The organism is Phytopseudomonas straminea, from assembly GCF_900112645.1.
Classification (GTDB): Bacteria; Pseudomonadota; Gammaproteobacteria; order Pseudomonadales; family Pseudomonadaceae; genus Aquipseudomonas; species Aquipseudomonas straminea.
This window is the reverse complement of sequence record NZ_FOMO01000005.1, coordinates 189317-204705: the sequence shown is the minus strand read 5'-3', so window position 1 is coordinate 204705 and position 15389 is coordinate 189317. Positions and strand designations below refer to the sequence as shown.

The 15389-nt window shown below is 60.0% G+C and carries 19 protein-coding genes and 1 tRNA gene; 8 read left to right on the top strand and 12 right to left on the bottom strand.

The features are described from left to right. Window positions 1–13 precede the first annotated feature (13 nt). Window positions 14–907 (bottom strand): TauD/TfdA dioxygenase family protein, encoded by an 894-nt coding sequence (locus BM279_RS14045; protein WP_093504609.1) that lies wholly within the window; start codon window positions 905–907, stop codon window positions 14–16. 400 nt (window positions 908–1307) lie between these two features. After that, on the bottom strand, window positions 1308–2087 hold the full coding sequence (locus BM279_RS14040) for a MetQ/NlpA family ABC transporter substrate-binding protein (RefSeq protein WP_093504607.1): 780 nt from the start codon (window positions 2085–2087) through the stop codon (window positions 1308–1310). Between the two features lie 218 nt (window positions 2088–2305). Here BM279_RS14040 and BM279_RS14035 point away from each other — a divergent pair, with 218 nt between their 5' ends. The 4 genes from BM279_RS14035 (at window position 2306) to tcyN (ending at window position 5643) form a co-directional block, all read left to right on the top strand. Further along, on the top strand, window positions 2306–3304 hold the full coding sequence (locus BM279_RS14035) for a D-cysteine desulfhydrase (RefSeq protein ID WP_093504605.1): 999 nt from the start codon (window positions 2306–2308) through the stop codon (window positions 3302–3304). A gap of 103 nt (window positions 3305–3407) precedes the next feature. Then, window positions 3408–4205: a cystine ABC transporter substrate-binding protein gene (tcyJ, locus tag BM279_RS14030; RefSeq protein ID WP_093504603.1), complete on the top strand. Its 798-nt coding sequence runs from the start codon at window positions 3408–3410 to the stop codon at window positions 4203–4205. Then, window positions 4202–4870 (top strand): cystine ABC transporter permease, encoded by a 669-nt coding sequence (gene tcyL / locus BM279_RS14025; RefSeq protein ID WP_093504601.1) that lies wholly within the window; start codon window positions 4202–4204, stop codon window positions 4868–4870. The genes tcyJ and tcyL overlap by 4 nt, the downstream gene beginning before the upstream one ends. A gap of 11 nt (window positions 4871–4881) precedes the next feature. Continuing rightward, a complete protein-coding gene (gene tcyN, locus BM279_RS14020; protein ID WP_093505102.1) occupies window positions 4882–5643 on the top strand; it encodes an L-cystine ABC transporter ATP-binding protein TcyN in 762 nt (253 codons plus the stop codon). Here tcyN and BM279_RS14015 read toward each other — a convergent pair whose 3' ends face one another. Genes BM279_RS14015 through gorA form a run of 3 tightly spaced genes read right to left on the bottom strand, consistent with a single transcriptional unit; the run spans window position 5644 to window position 9070 of the window. Beyond that, a complete protein-coding gene (locus BM279_RS14015; RefSeq protein WP_093504599.1) occupies window positions 5644–7023 on the bottom strand; it encodes an FAD-binding oxidoreductase in 1380 nt (459 codons plus the stop codon). 60 nt (window positions 7024–7083) lie between these two features. After that, window positions 7084–7707 carry a trimeric intracellular cation channel family protein gene (locus tag BM279_RS14010; RefSeq protein WP_093504597.1) on the bottom strand — a complete coding sequence of 208 codons (624 nt, stop codon included), beginning with the start codon at window positions 7705–7707 and terminating at the stop codon, window positions 7084–7086. 7 nt (window positions 7708–7714) lie between these two features. Continuing rightward, window positions 7715–9070, bottom strand: coding sequence for a glutathione-disulfide reductase (gene gorA / locus BM279_RS14005; protein ID WP_093504595.1), 1356 nt, complete (start codon window positions 9068–9070; stop codon window positions 7715–7717). Window positions 9071–9187: 117 nt separating this feature from the next. Between gorA and BM279_RS14000 the strand changes: the two genes are divergently transcribed. Then, entirely contained in the window at window positions 9188–9610 is a 423-nt protein-coding gene (locus BM279_RS14000) for a VOC family protein (protein WP_093504593.1), read from the top strand. A 75-nt stretch (window positions 9611–9685) separates the two neighbouring features. On the opposite strand, the gene galU is transcribed toward BM279_RS14000, so the two are convergent. Then, window positions 9686–10522: a UTP--glucose-1-phosphate uridylyltransferase GalU gene (gene galU / locus BM279_RS13995; protein ID WP_093504591.1), complete on the bottom strand. Its 837-nt coding sequence runs from the start codon at window positions 10520–10522 to the stop codon at window positions 9686–9688. 147 nt (window positions 10523–10669) lie between these two features. Between galU and BM279_RS13990 the strand changes: the two genes are divergently transcribed. Together BM279_RS13990 and BM279_RS13985 are read left to right on the top strand one after the other, a co-directional pair. Next, window positions 10670–10921 carry a hypothetical protein gene (locus tag BM279_RS13990; RefSeq protein WP_093504589.1) on the top strand — a complete coding sequence of 84 codons (252 nt, stop codon included), beginning with the start codon at window positions 10670–10672 and terminating at the stop codon, window positions 10919–10921. 234 nt (window positions 10922–11155) lie between these two features. After that, the gene (locus BM279_RS13985) at window positions 11156–11944 is read left to right on the top strand and encodes an outer membrane protein OmpK (RefSeq protein ID WP_093504587.1); all 789 of its coding nucleotides are present in this window, start codon (window positions 11156–11158) and stop codon (window positions 11942–11944) included. A gap of 31 nt (window positions 11945–11975) precedes the next feature. Here the strand turns inward: BM279_RS13985 and BM279_RS13980 are convergent, their stop codons facing one another. The 6 genes from BM279_RS13980 to BM279_RS13955 form a co-directional block, all read right to left on the bottom strand. Then, window positions 11976–12545: a GNAT family N-acetyltransferase gene (locus BM279_RS13980; RefSeq protein ID WP_093504585.1), complete on the bottom strand. Its 570-nt coding sequence runs from the start codon at window positions 12543–12545 to the stop codon at window positions 11976–11978. Window positions 12546–12620: 75 nt separating this feature from the next. Beyond that, window positions 12621–12707 (bottom strand) — tRNA-Leu (locus BM279_RS13975). A gap of 143 nt (window positions 12708–12850) precedes the next feature. Next, entirely contained in the window at window positions 12851–13186 is a 336-nt protein-coding gene (locus BM279_RS13970; protein ID WP_013791518.1) for an ElaB/YgaM/YqjD family protein, read from the bottom strand. Between the two features lie 93 nt (window positions 13187–13279). After that, a complete protein-coding gene (locus BM279_RS13965; protein ID WP_093504583.1) occupies window positions 13280–13531 on the bottom strand; it encodes a hypothetical protein in 252 nt (83 codons plus the stop codon). An 83-nt stretch (window positions 13532–13614) separates the two neighbouring features. Continuing rightward, complete coding sequence (locus BM279_RS13960; protein WP_093504581.1) at window positions 13615–13866, bottom strand: DUF1652 domain-containing protein; 252 nt, start codon at window positions 13864–13866, stop codon at window positions 13615–13617. Window positions 13867–14381: 515 nt separating this feature from the next. Continuing rightward, on the bottom strand, window positions 14382–14585 hold the full coding sequence (locus tag BM279_RS13955; protein ID WP_093505100.1) for a hypothetical protein: 204 nt from the start codon (window positions 14583–14585) through the stop codon (window positions 14382–14384). Between the two features lie 265 nt (window positions 14586–14850). Here BM279_RS13955 and BM279_RS13950 point away from each other — a divergent pair, with 265 nt between their 5' ends. After that, the gene (locus tag BM279_RS13950) at window positions 14851–15141 is read left to right on the top strand and encodes an Arc family DNA-binding protein (protein WP_013791523.1); all 291 of its coding nucleotides are present in this window, start codon (window positions 14851–14853) and stop codon (window positions 15139–15141) included. Window positions 15142–15389: the final 248 nt, after the last annotated feature.

Genomic DNA, 15389 nt, shown 5'->3' with positions numbered 1-15389 from the left:
GCGGGATAGGCCGTTAGAACGGTACGTCGCCCTGGATGGTGGTTCTGTGCATACGCCGCCGCAGATGACTCGGGCAGCCCGTGGCCAGGTGGATCAGTGCGCGGTTGTCCCAGAACACCATGTCGCCGTCCTGCCACTGGTGGCGGTAGATGAATTCCGGTTTGGCGCTGTGGGCATATAGCTCGGCGAGGATCTGCCGGCTTTCGTCCTCGGGCACATCGAGAATGTGGGTGGTGAAGTTCTCGTTGACGAACAGGCCCCGGCGGCCGGTTTCCGGGTGGGTGCGCACCACCGGATGAACCACGGCCTTGACCTCGGCCAGCTGCGCTTCGGTAAGCGTCGGACGGCGAATGCCGGCGAACACCTCATCGGCGTAACGAGCGGTATAGGAATGGGCAGCGCGCTTGCCATCGATGGCCTGGCGCAGTTCGGCCGGTAGCGTATCGAAGGCCAGCTGCTGGCTGGCGAACAGGGTATCGCCGCCCTCTTCCGGCAGTTCCTGGGCGTAAAGCATGGAGCCCAGGCTGGGAAACTCCTTGTAGGAGAGATCCGAGTGCCAGAACTTGCCGGCATCGCCCAGGCCGATCGGCTGCCCGTTCTCCTTGATGTTGGAGATGATGAAGATTTCCGGGTGGTTGGCCAGCAAGAACTGCTTGAGCACGTGGATCTGCAATACGCCGAAGCGGCGGCTGAAATCGATCTGTTGCTGCGGCGTGATGCGTTGATCGCGGAACACCACGACGTTGTAGTCGAGGTGCGCTTGGTGAATGCGGGCGAAATCGGCGTCGTTCAGCGGGCGGCCGAGGTCGAGACCGACGATTTCGGCACCGACTGCAGCGGAAAACGGGCGTATTTCAAAATTCTGCGTTGGCTGGTGATTGGCAGAACTCAACGATACGGCGGGCATTTGCGCAACTCCACACGGTAAGGGCGCCAACGAGGCGCGTCTCAGAAGCAGGTGTCTGGCACCTGTATTCAGTCGTGCGGCGCGCCGGTTAGCCAGCGGGTACGCATGGGTGAACTATATCGATATAAAAAGATTAATTTAAATACCTTTTTAGCATTTGCTTATGGCAATCCGCATTCGCCTGAACAAAAGAAAACGCCGACAGGGTTCCGCCCTGTCGGCGTTTGGTACAGCAGCTGTGAGCTTAATAGCTCGCTCACGATCTTACGGCTCCACTTCAGCGCTTCGACTGCAACGCCGCGAGAGTGGCCGTGAGGCGCTCCCACGATGGGTCGGCGACCGGCCGCTCTTGCCTTGTCGCCGCCTTTTCATGTCGCCGAAAAAGATCGTGGACAGGTCCTTAGAACGCAGGCAACACGGCGCCCGAGTACTTCTTCTCGATGAAGGCTTTCACGTCCGGGCTGGTCAGCGCATCGGCGAGCTTCTTGATGGTTTCGCTGTTCTGGTTATCCGGGCGGGCAACCAGGTAGTTGACGTACGGCGAATCCTTGTTCTCCAGTACCAGCGCATCCTTGTTCGGATTGAGCTTGGCTTCCAGCGCGTAGTTGGTGTTGATCAGCGCCAGGTCGACCTGGTCCAGCACACGCGGCAGCATGGCCGCTTCGAGCTGCTTGAACTTGAAGTTGTGCGGGTTGGTGGCCAGATCCTTCGGGCTGGCCTGGATGTTGGCCGGATCCTTCAGGGTCAGCAGGCCGGCATGTTGCAGTAGCTGCAGGGCGCGACCGCTGTTGCTCGCCTCGTTGGGGATGGCGATGGTGGCGCCGTCCGGCAGCTCGTCGAGGCTCTTGTACTTGCGCGAGTAGCCGCCGAACGGCTCGACATGCACGCCCTTGACGATCACCAGGTGAGTGCCACGGCTTTCGTTGAAGCTGTCCAGATAAGGCTTGGTCTGGAAGTAGTTGGCATCGAGTTGCTTCTGCTCGACCTGCAGGTTGGGCTGCACGTAATCGGTGAACACCTTGATCTCGAGGTCGACGCCCTGCTCCGCCAGCTTCGGCTTGATCAGCTCGAGGATTTCAGCGTGAGGAACCGGCGTCGCCGCCACAGTGAGTTTCTCCGCGGCGAATGCCTGGGTAGTCAGGACAGAGGCCAATGCAGCCAACAGAAGCGTTTTTTTCATGTTTATTCTCGGTAGTTGCCGGTGGATCGACAGCGGCATGGGATGATTGGCCGGGCCGGATAGGGTCGGCGCGCTGACAATACGGCCCTCAGTTATACGTGGAAAATACTTTTAATTCATTCTCATATTTCTTATCAGAATAAGCAGGGCCGGCGCACTTGTTGTGTTTCGGGCGGTCACTTCTAAAGTGAAGACACCCCCATTGCGGATTGACGAACATGATCAGCGAAGCCCTGAACCGTTTCGAGCGCCTGGAACTGGTTCCCCATGCCACCCCGCTGCAACACCTGCTGCGCCTGTCGCACCATGTGGGCCGCGATATCTATGTCAAACGCGATGACCTGACCCTGTTCGCCCTGGGCGGCAACAAGGCCCGCAAACTGGAATACCTGGGATCCGACGCGCTGGCCCAACAGGCCGATACGCTGATCACGGCGGGCGCCATCCAATCCAATCACGTGCGCCAGACCGCCGCGCTGGCCGCCAAGCTGGGCCTGGCCTGCGTGGCCCTGCTGGAAAACCCTATCGATACGCAGGAGCAGAACTACCTGCACAATGGCAACCGCCTGCTACTGGACCTGTTCGGCACACGCGTCGAGCACGTCGATAACCTCGAGGAGCCGGATCTGATGCTGATGGCCAAGGCCGACCGCCTGCGTGCCACCGGCAAGAACCCTTACGTGATTCCGATCGGCGGCTCGAATGCACTGGGTACCCTGGGCTACGTCAAGGCAGGGCTGGAGTTCGCCGAGCAGGTCTCCGCCAAGGGCCTCGACAGCGGCACTCTGGTGCTGGCCTCGGGAAGCGGAGCGACCCATGCGGGTTTGGCGCTGGCCCTGGCCCACGTGCTGCCCGAATGGCGCGTGCTTGGCATCACCGTATCGCGCCCTGCCGATCTGCAACGCCCCAAGGTAATGGGCCTGGTGCAACGCACCGCAGAGCTACTGGGCGTCAACGTGCCGCAAGCGCTGACCATCGAGCTGTGGGACGAGTACTACGGGCCGCGTTATGGCGAGCCGAACACCGGCACGCTTGATGCCATCCGTCTGTTGGCGAGCAGCCAGGGCCTGCTGCTCGACCCGGTCTATACCGGCAAGGCGTTCGCAGGCCTGCTCGACGGGGTGCACAAAGGCGCGTTCGAGGAAGGCAAGCCGATCGTGTTCCTGCATACCGGCGGTGCGCCGGCGTTGTTCGCGTATCAGTCCTTGACTCTCTGAACGGCATATACAAATAATTTTTTATTATTTTCTCGACTACTCAGGCAACCGTAGAGTGCCGCGTCCCGAACGCACCTGACAAACCACCCACCGAGGCTCGATCATGATAATCGCCACCCTGCGTCGAAATTTCCTTATTGGCAGCCTCGGTCTGGCGCTGTTCGCCGGCTTCGGTGGCCAGGCTCATGCAGCCGATGACCTGCAGAAGATCAAGGACAGCGGCAGCATCAAAGTAGGCCTGGAAGGCACTTATCCACCCTTCAACTTTCAGGACGAAAGCGGCAAGCTCGCCGGCTTCGAAGTGGACCTGGCCAATGCATTGGCCAAGGAGCTGGGCGTGACCGCGAGCTTCCAGCCGACCAAATGGGACGGCATTCTCGCCTCCCTCGAATCGGGCCGCATCGATGTGGTGATCAACCAGGTCACCATCTCCGACGAGCGCAAGAAGAAGTACGATTTCTCCACGCCCTACACCGTCTCCGGCATCCAGGCGCTGACCCGCAAGAGCGAAGCGGACAGCGTGAAAACCGCCGCGGACCTGGCCGGCAAGAAGGTCGGTGTGGGCCTGGGCACCAACTATGAGCAGTGGCTGAAGGAAAACGTGCCGCAGGCTGACATCCGTACCTACGACGATGATCCGACCAAGTTCCAGGACCTCAACGTGGGCCGCATCGACGTGGTACTGGTCGACCGCCTGGCCGCATTCGAAATGGTCGCCAAGACCGGTGAGCGCATGGCCGTTGCCGGTAACGCCTTCTCCCGTCAGGAATCGGGCATCGCGATGCGCAAAGGCAACCCGGAACTGCTCGCGGCCATCGACAAGGCCCTTGCCAAGCTGCGCAGCGACGGCACCCTGAAACAGCTCTCCGAGAAATGGTTCAAGGCTGACGTCACTCAATGATGCCGGACACCTTCCAGCTGGTGCTGGACTCCCTGCCCTTTCTCCTCAAGGGCGCGATTTGGACCATCGTTCTGAGCCTTGGCGGCATGTTCTTCGGCATGCTGCTGGGCTTCGGCCTTGCCCTCGTCAGGCTCTACGCCATCGCCCCACTGGGCTGGCTGGCCAGGGTCTACATTTCGTTCTTCCGCGGTACGCCACTGCTGGTACAGCTGTTCGTCATCTACTTCGGCCTGCCTGAACTGGGGCTGCAGCTCGAGCCCCTGACCGCGGCGCTGATCGGCTTCTCCCTGAACATGGCGGCCTATGTCGCCGAGATCATGCGGGCGGCCATCGCCTCCATCGACCGTGGTCAGTGGGAAGCAGCTGCCAGCATCGGCATGAGCAAGAGCCAGACGATGCTGCGCGCCATCCTGCCGCAAGCGATGCGTACGGCCCTGCCGCCGCTGGGCAACAGCTTCATCTCGCTGGTCAAGGACACCGCCCTGGCGGCCACCATTCAGGTGCCGGAGTTGTTCCGGCAGGCCCAGTTGATCACCGCGCGCACTTATGAGGTATTCGCCATGTACCTGGCGGCAACGGTGATCTACTGGATGCTCTCCAGCCTGCTCGCCCACCTGCAGAACCGCCTGGAAGCACGTGTCAACCGTCACGAGGCGGACAACTGATGGCTTCGAGCATGATCACCGTTCGCAACCTGAGCAAATCCTTCAAGGGCCAGAGCGTACTCAAGGGTATCGACCTGGATATCGCTCCCGGCGAGGTCGTCGCCATCATCGGCCCCAGCGGCTCGGGCAAGACCACCCTGCTGCGCTGCCTCAACCTGCTGGAAACGCCGGATGGCGGCAGCATCCGCGTCGGCGACATCGAAATCGATGCTGGCAAGCCGATCGGCCAGCAACAGGGGCTGATCCGCAAGCTGCGCCAACACGTGGGTTTCGTGTTCCAGAACTTCAACCTGTTTCCTCACCGCAGCGCCCTGGAGAACGTAATCGAAGGCCCGGTGGTGGTCAGGAAGCAGCCGCGCGACAAGGCCGCCGGCCTTGGTCGGCAACTGCTGGCCAAGGTCGGCCTGGCCGGCAAGGAAGACGCCTACCCCAAGCGCCTGTCCGGCGGCCAGCAACAGCGCGTGGCCATCGCCCGGGCGTTGGCGATGGAGCCGGACGTGATCCTGTTCGACGAACCCACCTCGGCGCTGGACCCGGAGCTGGTCGGCGAAGTACTGGCGACCATCCGCGCACTGGCCGAAGAGAATCGCACCCTGGTGATCGTCACCCACGAGATGAGCTTCGCCCGTGACGTGGCCAACCGAGCCATCTTTATCGACGGCGGCGTGATCGTCGAACAGGGCGACGCCCGCGAACTGTTCAGCGCACCCAAGCAGGCTCGCACCCAGCAGTTTCTCAGCAAGTTTCTCGGTAACGAGCCCGCACGTCGCTGATCAAGGTCGGTAGTAGGCATCCCATAAACGGTTGCGAAACCGGTAGGTAGGATCCAACTCGCGCTTGAGTGCAAAGTACTGGGGCGCTTTGGGATAAGCCTGGAGAAATTGTTCGCGACTAGCATGGATCTGATAAGGCAAGTAATGCCGCCCTCCACAGCGTAAGGCGGCGGCAATCAACTCCTGCGTCCAGGCCGCTGCTCTCTGCCGATCTGTGTCAGATGTGCCTTGCCGGTAATAGAGTACCAACGCGAAAACTTCCTCGGGCGCCCAACTCAGCAAGGTATCCGTATCGGCCTTGGCGTGGCGAATGGAGACGTTGATTAGCGTCGCCTGATGCTTATGAGTCAGACGCGCCAACTCGCCGATAAAGCGTTCCAGCTGTGCTGGCGGCACGAAATACTCCTGCAGCACATAGCTGAAATTCGTCCCGGATATCGGCTCCAGCTCGCTGACGTCAAGACTGGCCTCGTGGTTGCGCCATTGCACCTTAGGGCTGCGAAACAGCAACGGATCGAGCGCCGCCTCGCGCAGTTTGATGCCCGATGGCGAGCTGCTCAGGCGAATCCCCGCGCGCTGCAGATGGCTGCCCTGCTGTCGTGGGCTAAGTCGGTCTGGTTCGGTCAGCGCAGCTTCTGTACGCCGATAGGAAACCGCGCGTACTGTGGAAAAATCATCGGGATAGAGAATGCCGTTGTGCATCACCAGATCGGGCTGGGAAGCTATCTCGCGGTAGAACCACGGCTGATAGTCCTGCAGCGCCATGACCTGACTTTCCCGGGCAATTCGGGTGTTCTCGACCAGACCCAGCGTGGCCTCGACTATGACCCCCAGACCGCCGTAGCCACCGATCACGCCATGAAACAGCGCAGCATTCTTGCTCGGGGTGGCATCCACAACGTGGCCGTCGGCAAGGACCACACGGATGGCCTTTACCGAACCCGCGATGGCCCCCTCACCCACATAGCGGCCGTGCACGTTGACCGATAACGAGCCGCCCACCGTGAAGTTGGCGTAGGACTGCATGACTTGCGGCGACAGGTCGTATTGGTCGATGTATTCGAGTATCGCGCGCCAGGTGATCCCGCTCTGTACTCGAATCTCGCGGCGCTCGGCAGAGAACGCCAGCACCTGGTCGAGACCGCGCATGTCCAGCTGCAGCGCGCCGTCTGCAGCGGTCTGTCCTCCCATGCTGTAACGCCCGCCGCCAATGCTGACGGGGCCCACGTGACTGCGCAGCGCATCAATGACATCCTGCTCGCTACGCGGCACGACCACGCGTGCCACCGCCACAGGGTTGAGACCGCTCACGTCATTGACCACCTCCTGAGCGGTGATGTTGGAGCAGATCAGACAAAGACACAGGAGCAAGCGGCGCATCGAACCATCCTTGGTGAGCAGTGTGGATTGCGAAAACGAGCAACGCTCAGGCGATAGGTTTCAGTCGCGGTCCAGCAAGTGGAATCGCGGCAGCGAAAACCGCCAGCGGATGGCGGCCAGGCGAATGCCCAGCACCACCAGCATGGCCACGCCGGTATCCAGCCAGTGCGGGGTTTCCAGCATGCGCAGCAACACGAAGGTCACTGCGCCGGCCAGGCAGGCAGTGGCGTAGATTTCCTTCTTGAAGATCAGCGGTATCTCGTTGCAGATCACGTCGCGCATCACGCCGCCGGCGACGCCGGTCATGATGCCCATGATCACCGCCGTGCTGGAGGGCATCGCGTACTGCAGTGCGACTTCGGTACCGATCACGGTGAACACGGCCAACCCGAAGGCGTCGGCGATCAGCAAGCCCTTCTCGTGGATCGGCCGGGTCATGCGCACCCAGATCACCGTGCCCAGGGCTGCCAGGGTAGCGACCAGGATGTAGGTGTCGTTGCGAATCCAGCTGACCGGGTGGTTGTCCAGAATCACGTCACGCAGGGTGCCGCCGCCCAGGGCGGTGATGATGGCGATCACCAGCACGCCGAACAGGTCCATGGACTTGCGTCCGGCCATCAGCGCGCCGGTGATGGCGAACACCGCCACCCCGAACAGATCCGCGAAATAGAACAGCTGGTTCATCGACAAGTCAGTTCACCGGCGTACGCAAGGTCACGAACTCTTCGGCAGCGCTGGGATGCACACCGATGGTTTCATCGAATACCTGCTTGGTCGCCCCGGCCTTGAGCGCGACCGCCAGGCCCTGGACGATTTCGCCGGCATCGGGCCCGACCATGTGGCAGCCCAGCACGCGATCGGTCTTGGCATCGACCACCAGCTTCATCAGCGTGCGCTCGTCGCTCTCGGTCAGGGTCAGCTTCATCGGCCGGAAGCAGCTCTCGAAGATCTTCACCTCGTGGCCCGCTTCGCGCGCCTGCTCTTCGCTGAGCCCTACGGTGCCGATGTTCGGCAGGCTGAACACCGCCGTCGGGATCATCCGGTAGTCGACCTTGCGGTATTCGTCCGGCTTGAACAGGCGTCGTGCCACCGCCATGCCTTCGGCAAGCGCCACGGGGGTGAGCTGCACGCGACCGATCACGTCACCGATGGCCAGTATCGACGGTGCGCTGGTCTGGTATTCGTCATCGACCTCGATGTAGCCCTTGTCGTCCAGGCTGACCGAGGTGTTTTCCAGGCCCAGGTTGTCGAGCATCGGGCGGCGGCCGGTGGCGTAGAAGATGCAGTCGGCCTCCAGCGTCCGGCCATCCTTGAGGGTGGCCTTGAGGCTGCTGTCGGGTTGTTTGTCGATGCGCGCGATGTCGGTGTTGAACTGCACGTCCAGGCCGCGCTTGCCGAGCTCTTCATGCAGGTGGGTCCGCAGGGATTTGTCGAAGCCACGCAGAAACAGATCGCCGCGGTACAGCAGCGAAGTTTGCGCGCCGAGGCCGTTGAAGATCGAGGCGAACTCCACCGCGATGTAGCCACCGCCCACCACCAGAATGCGCTTGGGCAGCTCTTCCAGGAAAAACGCCTGGTTGGAGTTGATCGCATGCTCATGGCCCGGGATCTCTGGCACATGGGGCCAGCCGCCGGTGGCGATCAGAATGCGCTCGGCACTATAGGTCTTGCCGTCGACTTCCACCCGATGCTCGTCGAGCAGGCGCGCATGGCCCTCGACCAGGGTGACGCCACTGCCCACCAGCAGTTTGCGGTAGATGCCGTTGAGGCGTTCGATCTCGCGGTTCTTGTTGGCGATCAGCATCGGCCAGCTGAAGCTGGCCTGGCCGGGCGTCCAGCCGAAACCTTCGGCGTGTTCGAACTCCTCGGCGAATTGCGCCCCATAGACCAGCAGCTTTTTCGGCACGCAGCCAACGTTGACGCAGGTACCGCCCAGATAACGGCTTTCCGCCACGGCCACTCGGGCGCCATAGCCCGCCGCGAAGCGTGCCGCGCGTACACCGCCGGAGCCGGCGCCGATTACAAACAGATCGAAATCGTAGGTCATAGAAGCCTCCTGAACAGACGCAGAGCATACCGTAAACGCAGCGCCCTGCCCGCCTGGCACATGGGGCAAACTTGTCATCGCCACATTGGGTCTAGAGCCGAGAGGAGGAACCAAACCATGCGCCCGACTCTCACCCATCTTGCCCTGCACGTACCGGATCTGCAGGCCTGCATCGACTTCTACAGAGACTTCTGCGGCATGCGGGTCATCCACCGGCGTCCTGGCAAGGGCTCGCAGATCGTGTGGATGGCCGAGCCAGGCCGTGAGAGCGACTTCATATTCGTCATCATGCCCGGTGGCGAGCCTCGCCGATTGGCGCCTGGCGATTACAGCCACTTCGGCTTTGCCCTGCAGAGCCGTGACGAGGTCGACGCGGTGGTCGCCAAGGCCGAAGCCGCCGGATGCCTGCTCTGGGCGCAACGCGACGAGCCTTACCCGGTGGGCTACTACTGCGGCGTCCGCGACCCGGCAGGCCATCAGATCGAGTTCAGCTATGGGCAGCCACTGGGCCCTGGTGCGACGCCGATCAACGCCAGCTGAGCTGGCCCTGGTCAAATACGGCAGGCACAAAAAACCGCCCGAAGGCGGTTTTTCCAAGCACGTGGCTGGTGAGGCTCAGCCTTTACCGGTCTTGTAAAGATTCTCGAAGCAGAAGTTGGTCGCCTCGATGTAACCCTCGGCGCCGCCGCAATCGAAACGCTGGCCCTTGAACTTGTAAGCCAGCACACAACCGTCCTGCGCCTGTTTCATCAGCGCATCGGTGATCTGGATCTCGCCGCCTTTGCCCGGCTCGGTCTTCTCGATCAGCTCGAAGATATCCGGGGTCAGGATGTAGCGGCCGATGATCGCCAGGTTGGACGGCGCGTCTTCGGCCTTGGGCTTCTCGACCATGCTGTTCACGCGGAAGATGTCGTCGCGGATCATCTCACCGGCGATCACACCGTACTTGTGGATCTCGTCCATCGGCACTTCCTGCACCGCCACGATAGAGCAACGGAACTGGTTGTACAGCTTGACCATCTGGGTCAGCACGCTGTCGCCATCGAGGTTCAGGCACAGGTCATCGGCCAGGACAACGGCGAACGGCTCGTCACCGATCAGCGGACGGCCGCTGAGGATGGCGTGGCCCAGGCCTTTCATTTCCACTTGGCGGGTGTAGGAAAAGGTACAGTTGTCGATCAGGCGACGGATACCGACCAGATACTTTTCCTTGTCGGTGTTGCGGATCTGCTCTTCCAGCTCGTAACTGATGTCGAAATGATCTTCCAGCGAACGCTTGCCACGACCGGTCACCATGGCGATTTCGGTAAGGCCGGCGGACAGCGCTTCCTCCACACCGTACTGGATCAACGGCTTGTTCACGATTGGCAGCATTTCCTTGGGCATGGCCTTGGTTGCCGGGAGAAAACGAGTGCCGTAGCCAGCGGCGGGAAACAAGCATTTTTTGATCATGGAAGTCCCTGAATGAGAGAGGGTTATCGACGCCGCAGCAGTCTAGCAGGACGCGCAAGGCTTACAACGGGAGCAATGCAAACAGCTCAAACGTTTGCGGCAGCGGGCAGTCACAACAGGTGAAACCCACCGCAACGCGAGGTTCGCATGTCCATCGACAATGACCTGAAGAAAGAAGTTCTCACTCGTCTGCTGCACGCGCATCCGGCAGGCCTTGGCAAAGAGGTGCTGGACAATTTCCGCGGCGAGTACGCGGTCGTGGACGTGCTCAGGCATCTGCACAAAGGCGGCCTGATCCACGATGGCAACCTGTCCGAATCGGACGGCGAGCTGTCCATCCATTACCCCATCAAGCTCAGCTCATCCGGCGTCGAGACGGCCAAGCAACTCGACGCCTGATCCGCCCCGCACTCCGTTCAATTTGCGCCGCTTCCCTTTCAAGGGGCAGCGGCGCAGCTGTTTCTGAGGCTCGCTCAAGAGACGCCGTATCGAATACCGGCAAATCCTGTAAACTCCCGCGCCGCGCGCAGCCGGGATGTCCATTGCAGAGCCCTCGCCTGTCTGCGCCAACGCCTTGGGCAACCAGCGCGGCGCTGCGTAGCGACTATTCAACATTTGCCGGAACACCTCTCGATGAAACACACCGCAACCTCACTGTTGCTGGCGGGCAGCCTGCTGGCGCCTGTCCAGACCATGGCCGATCTGCTGCTGTGGCAGGACAACAGCATGACCTACCTCAACGGCATCGACTTCAAGATCGATCCGCCACGCCAGCAGACGCTGACCTTCGAGCACGCCAGCGGCTGGAGCTTCGGTGACCTGTTCCTGTTCGTCGACGGCATCAAGTACAACACCGACGCCACCAACGGCGCCGGTGACGGCCACACCTTCTACGGCGAGATCAGCCCGCGCTTGTCATTCGGCAAACTCAGCGGTGCAGACCTGTCCTTCGGTCCGATCAAGGATGTGCTACTGTCCGCTACCTACGAGTTCGGCGAGGACGATGTCGACGCCTACCTGCTGGGCCCGGCGGTGGATCTGGCGATTCCCGGCTTCGACTACTTCCAGCTCAATACCTACCTGCGCCGCCCGGACGGCAAGCGCGACGGTCGCAACGTGTGGCAGATCACGCCGGTGTGGAGCTACACCATCCCGGTCGGCCGCTCCGACCTGGTAATCGACGGTTTCATCGACTGGGTGCTGGACAACGACGACAGCTACCACGCCAACCTGCACATCAACCCGCAGATCAAGTATGACCTGGCCAAGGCCATGGGTTGGGGGCAGAAATTCTACGTAGGCGTCGAATACGACTACTGGAAAAATAAGTACGGCATCGACAACGACAGCCCGCTCGGTGATGACGTGCCCGGTGGCACCAACCAGAGCGCCATCAGCCTGCTGGTCAAGGCGCACTTCTGATGCGCCGAGCTGGCCGTCGCCGTTGCGGCGGTCAGCCTTTCAGCAATACCCGAGCGGCCTGATCGGTGGCCAGTAGGCTGTATTGATGAAGGCTCAAATAGCGACCGTCCTTATATTCGACATCGCGCAATGTGCCCTCAAAGCTGAAGCCCAGCTTCTCGGCCAGTCGCCAGCTCGCCACGTTCTCCGGCTCGATATCAAGGTGGATGCGGTGCACATTCATGACCACCAGAGCGTGGCGAAGAATGTGCGGCAAGGCCTGCTGCATAAGACCACGCTGCCAGTGATCCGGCAGCAGCCAATAACCCATCTCAATGCCCTGATGCTCATGACTCCAATCATTGAAGCCACAGGCGCCAATCAGCACATTCCGATCATTCGCCAGCCCCCACCAGATGCCCGCTTCGTCTGCCAACAACTGCTCGTACCACTGCATCTGCTCGCCAGCAGCGGCCAGGCTCGAATAGGAAACACCGTAATGGGCGATGACCTGCGGATGCGATAACCCCGCGTAAACCTGCTCGATATCACCCGGGAGAATGCGCCGCAATCTGTAGCCAGCAAAAGAGAATTCGGGAAATGCGGTAGTCGAGCTATCCATGTTTCACTGCTTGCACCGCATAGTGCGTATGAGGAGATAAAGATGCGTGGGCTTCGCATGAGCCGACGCTTGAAATGGTGCCCCGAGCCGGAATCGAACCGGCAAGGCCTTGCGGCCGGCAGATTTTAAGTCTGCTGTGTTTACCAATTTCACCATCGGGGCGGCGAAATATGCGAGGGCAGGACTATATACGCCCCCACGCAGCGCCGCAACTTTAAAGCATGCAATAAAAAACCTCGTAAATCAGTGATCTACGAGGTTCTTACGGCAAGCTTGCCGATGCTTGATACGGTCTGTGCAAGCAGTTACTTGCTGCTGCGACCCACTAGCAGACCAATCAGCAGACCAAAACCGGAGGCAACGGCGACCGAGGTCCAAGGATTGCTTTCGATACGGTCCTGAGCATTGCCGATGGTTTCACGGCCCAGCTCTACAGCCTCACGCCCCTTGTCGGTGATGGTGCCTTTGGCCTCGTTCAGCAACGCGATCACTTTCTCACGAGCCTCATGAGCCTTGTCGCCGGAGAACGACTCGGCATCGCCCAGTGCTTTGCTGGCTTGGTCGAGAAGCTTCTTCAGTTCCTTGGCGCTTTCCTGTTGAAACTGATCAAGGCCGCTTTCAAGCGAAGTTTTACGTGCCATTGGCAAGTGCTCCATAACAGTGATTGACACTATCTAGGAGGCATAGCCAAACGGCAGAGTTCAGGCTTTTTACCCTTAATCCAGCTCACGCACTCAGGCATCGAGCGGAATAATACCGGTATGGGCCACATAGTCGCCTGCCATGCCGCGTACCCGTGCACGCAGATCAAAGGGCATGTCCGACCGGAAGGTGACTGCATGCCCGATCAACTGACCATTTTCGTCTACCCGCTCGCGTTCTTCCTGCATCCAAGTCTGCAGCTCGTCCTCCGTCAGGCCGAGCTCCTGAGCCAGCAGTGCATTGAAACGCTCGAGATCGTAGCCATCGAATTTTCCGCCGTCCATATCCTCGCCCTCCTCAGTAGTTCGGTGTTGCTAACTGAGGCCGCCCAGATGAGTCGACAGTTCCACCAGTCTTGACCAATTGCTCAAGCCCGCTGCTCGGCGGTGCCGGAATTGAGCGTGCGCAGATCCTGCCGAAGCTGCATGACCAATTGCGAAATCTGCCGTGACGTGGACAGCTCGGCGCGGGAAATGCCGGTGACATTGAGATAGACCTGGGCGGTGACCGGGTCCCTGATCTGAATGGTCACCGACTCATTGCCATCGATGTAGCAACTGCATGCCAACGGCAGAAAGGCACACTCGACTATGTGACGCTGCTCGAGAACGGACATCATCCTGAATACTCCTTCCTCACATTGATGACGAATGGAGTCTAGCTGGCTCACAAAAACCAGCATGAGACATGTTGTCCCGTCCATCGGTTGGCCATAGCTGAGCGTGAATTACCAGTAGCGAGCTGCTGTGAACCCACTGCGCCACCCTCTCACACCGTTCAGCGCCCATTCCGGGCTGCTGATAATCAACGATATGAACCATGGCACAGAAGGTCTCAGGCCCTGAACTCATACCCTAATTGGCGATGGAAACGATGGGAATGCCAAGTGGCGTCAGACAAGGCAGTGTAGTCGCCTACTCAAGGTCGACTCCTCTGCCATGCTGACCAAGCGCGGGCTGACCGGGAACTACCAACTCAATCTCAGCTGGCGCCTGCAAATTAACCACCAGCCGAACATCAGGCGACGCACTCACGCACGGAAATCCAACGCTGGACGAGGAACGCCACGTGGAAAGTGCACTAGGAGAAACTTTTTTACCGCCAGCGGCCCGATCGTACCTTGGGCACAACGCCCTAGTGAGCGAGCACGATCAGCATGTTGGTGGGAGTAATCTGCGGCAGCAGTTGCCGAACATGGCTGGGCGTATCGATCTTGAAGAATACCCGGTAGCCGCTGCCATCCGGATAAGGCCACGAATGGGTCACCCAATTCGAAACCACGCTCTCGCAGAGGCCGATATCGGTGGCAATTTTCAGCAGTGGAATATGAATGGTCATCACGAGTTCCTTCTCGATCATTCAGATAGTGATGCATACATCACGCTGCCGGACTTCCATACCGGGCCTGGGTTGACAGGCAATATCACTATGCCACATTAGAGCGCGTATAATCATTATTTTTTGGAGCTGCAGCAAAGAGCTGCTTTTTGCCGAGGTGGCGCAGACCGTGGCCTATTAATTCGCTACCAATCGTCTGCCCGACTGAACTATCGCCGTAGCTACCATCAAATAGCTAGTATTACTCGATATGGAGGAACCAATCGTGAGCAAACCCATTTTCAACGCCCGCACCGCGGACAAGTTCGTTGTTCGTCTGCCAGATGGAATGCGCAAGCGCATTGAGGATCTGGCCAATGACAACTACACGAGCATGAACACCGAAATCATCCGCGCCATCGAGGCCCACCTGGAAGGACAGGCCAGACAGACCCTGCTGATCGATGCGCTGGAAGCCAAGCTGAAAAGCGAACTGCAAACCGCGGCAAAGCCTGGCAAGAAAGCTCAGGAAGCCAATATCGACTACCTCGACGGTCTCAAGACTGGCACGCGCTGATCTACTCGATGCCGTTCGCACAGCTGTTTTCAAGCCCCGCTCTGTCGGGGCTTTTGTTTATCTGGGATCACGCACTGTTCGGCCACTCAAAAGAGAAGATCACTCGCAGGGTATACCGCCGCGCCGGCAGCTTCGCCAAACCCACAAAGTAGAAAAGTTTTAGGACGCGTCCGAATACTAGCCTCGCCAGCCCCACTTTCTTGTCGGCACAAAAAAAGCCCCGTAGCCAATGGCTACGGGGCTTTGCG

Excerpts from the sequence above, each read along its gene's own strand:
- BM279_RS13955 (WP_093505100.1), bottom strand. The coding sequence starts at position 14,585 with ATGACCATTCATATTCCACTGCTGAAAATTGCCACCGATATCGGCCTC.
- gorA (WP_093504595.1), bottom strand. The coding sequence starts at position 9,070 with ATGACCTACGATTTCGATCTGTTTGTAATCGGCGCCGGCTCCGGCGGT.
- BM279_RS14035 (WP_093504605.1), top strand. The coding sequence starts at position 2,306 with ATGATCAGCGAAGCCCTGAACCGTTTCGAGCGCCTGGAACTGGTTCCC.
- tcyL (WP_093504601.1), top strand. The coding sequence starts at position 4,202 with ATGATGCCGGACACCTTCCAGCTGGTGCTGGACTCCCTGCCCTTTCTC.
- BM279_RS14000 (WP_093504593.1), top strand. The coding sequence starts at position 9,188 with ATGCGCCCGACTCTCACCCATCTTGCCCTGCACGTACCGGATCTGCAG.
- BM279_RS13980 (WP_093504585.1), bottom strand. The coding sequence starts at position 12,545 with ATGGATAGCTCGACTACCGCATTTCCCGAATTCTCTTTTGCTGGCTAC.
- BM279_RS13965 (WP_093504583.1), bottom strand. The coding sequence starts at position 13,531 with ATGGACGGCGGAAAATTCGATGGCTACGATCTCGAGCGTTTCAATGCA.
- BM279_RS13970 (WP_013791518.1), bottom strand. The coding sequence starts at position 13,186 with ATGGCACGTAAAACTTCGCTTGAAAGCGGCCTTGATCAGTTTCAACAG.
- BM279_RS14045 (WP_093504609.1), bottom strand. The coding sequence starts at position 907 with ATGCCCGCCGTATCGTTGAGTTCTGCCAATCACCAGCCAACGCAGAAT.
- BM279_RS14010 (WP_093504597.1), bottom strand. The coding sequence starts at position 7,707 with ATGAACCAGCTGTTCTATTTCGCGGATCTGTTCGGGGTGGCGGTGTTC.
- BM279_RS14040 (WP_093504607.1), bottom strand. The coding sequence starts at position 2,087 with ATGAAAAAAACGCTTCTGTTGGCTGCATTGGCCTCTGTCCTGACTACC.
- BM279_RS13960 (WP_093504581.1), bottom strand. The coding sequence starts at position 13,866 with ATGATGTCCGTTCTCGAGCAGCGTCACATAGTCGAGTGTGCCTTTCTG.
- BM279_RS14015 (WP_093504599.1), bottom strand. The coding sequence starts at position 7,023 with ATGCGCCGCTTGCTCCTGTGTCTTTGTCTGATCTGCTCCAACATCACC.
- BM279_RS13985 (WP_093504587.1), top strand. The coding sequence starts at position 11,156 with ATGAAACACACCGCAACCTCACTGTTGCTGGCGGGCAGCCTGCTGGCG.
- tcyN (WP_093505102.1), top strand. The coding sequence starts at position 4,882 with ATGATCACCGTTCGCAACCTGAGCAAATCCTTCAAGGGCCAGAGCGTA.
- galU (WP_093504591.1), bottom strand. The coding sequence starts at position 10,522 with ATGATCAAAAAATGCTTGTTTCCCGCCGCTGGCTACGGCACTCGTTTT.
- tcyJ (WP_093504603.1), top strand. The coding sequence starts at position 3,408 with ATGATAATCGCCACCCTGCGTCGAAATTTCCTTATTGGCAGCCTCGGT.
- BM279_RS13990 (WP_093504589.1), top strand. The coding sequence starts at position 10,670 with ATGTCCATCGACAATGACCTGAAGAAAGAAGTTCTCACTCGTCTGCTG.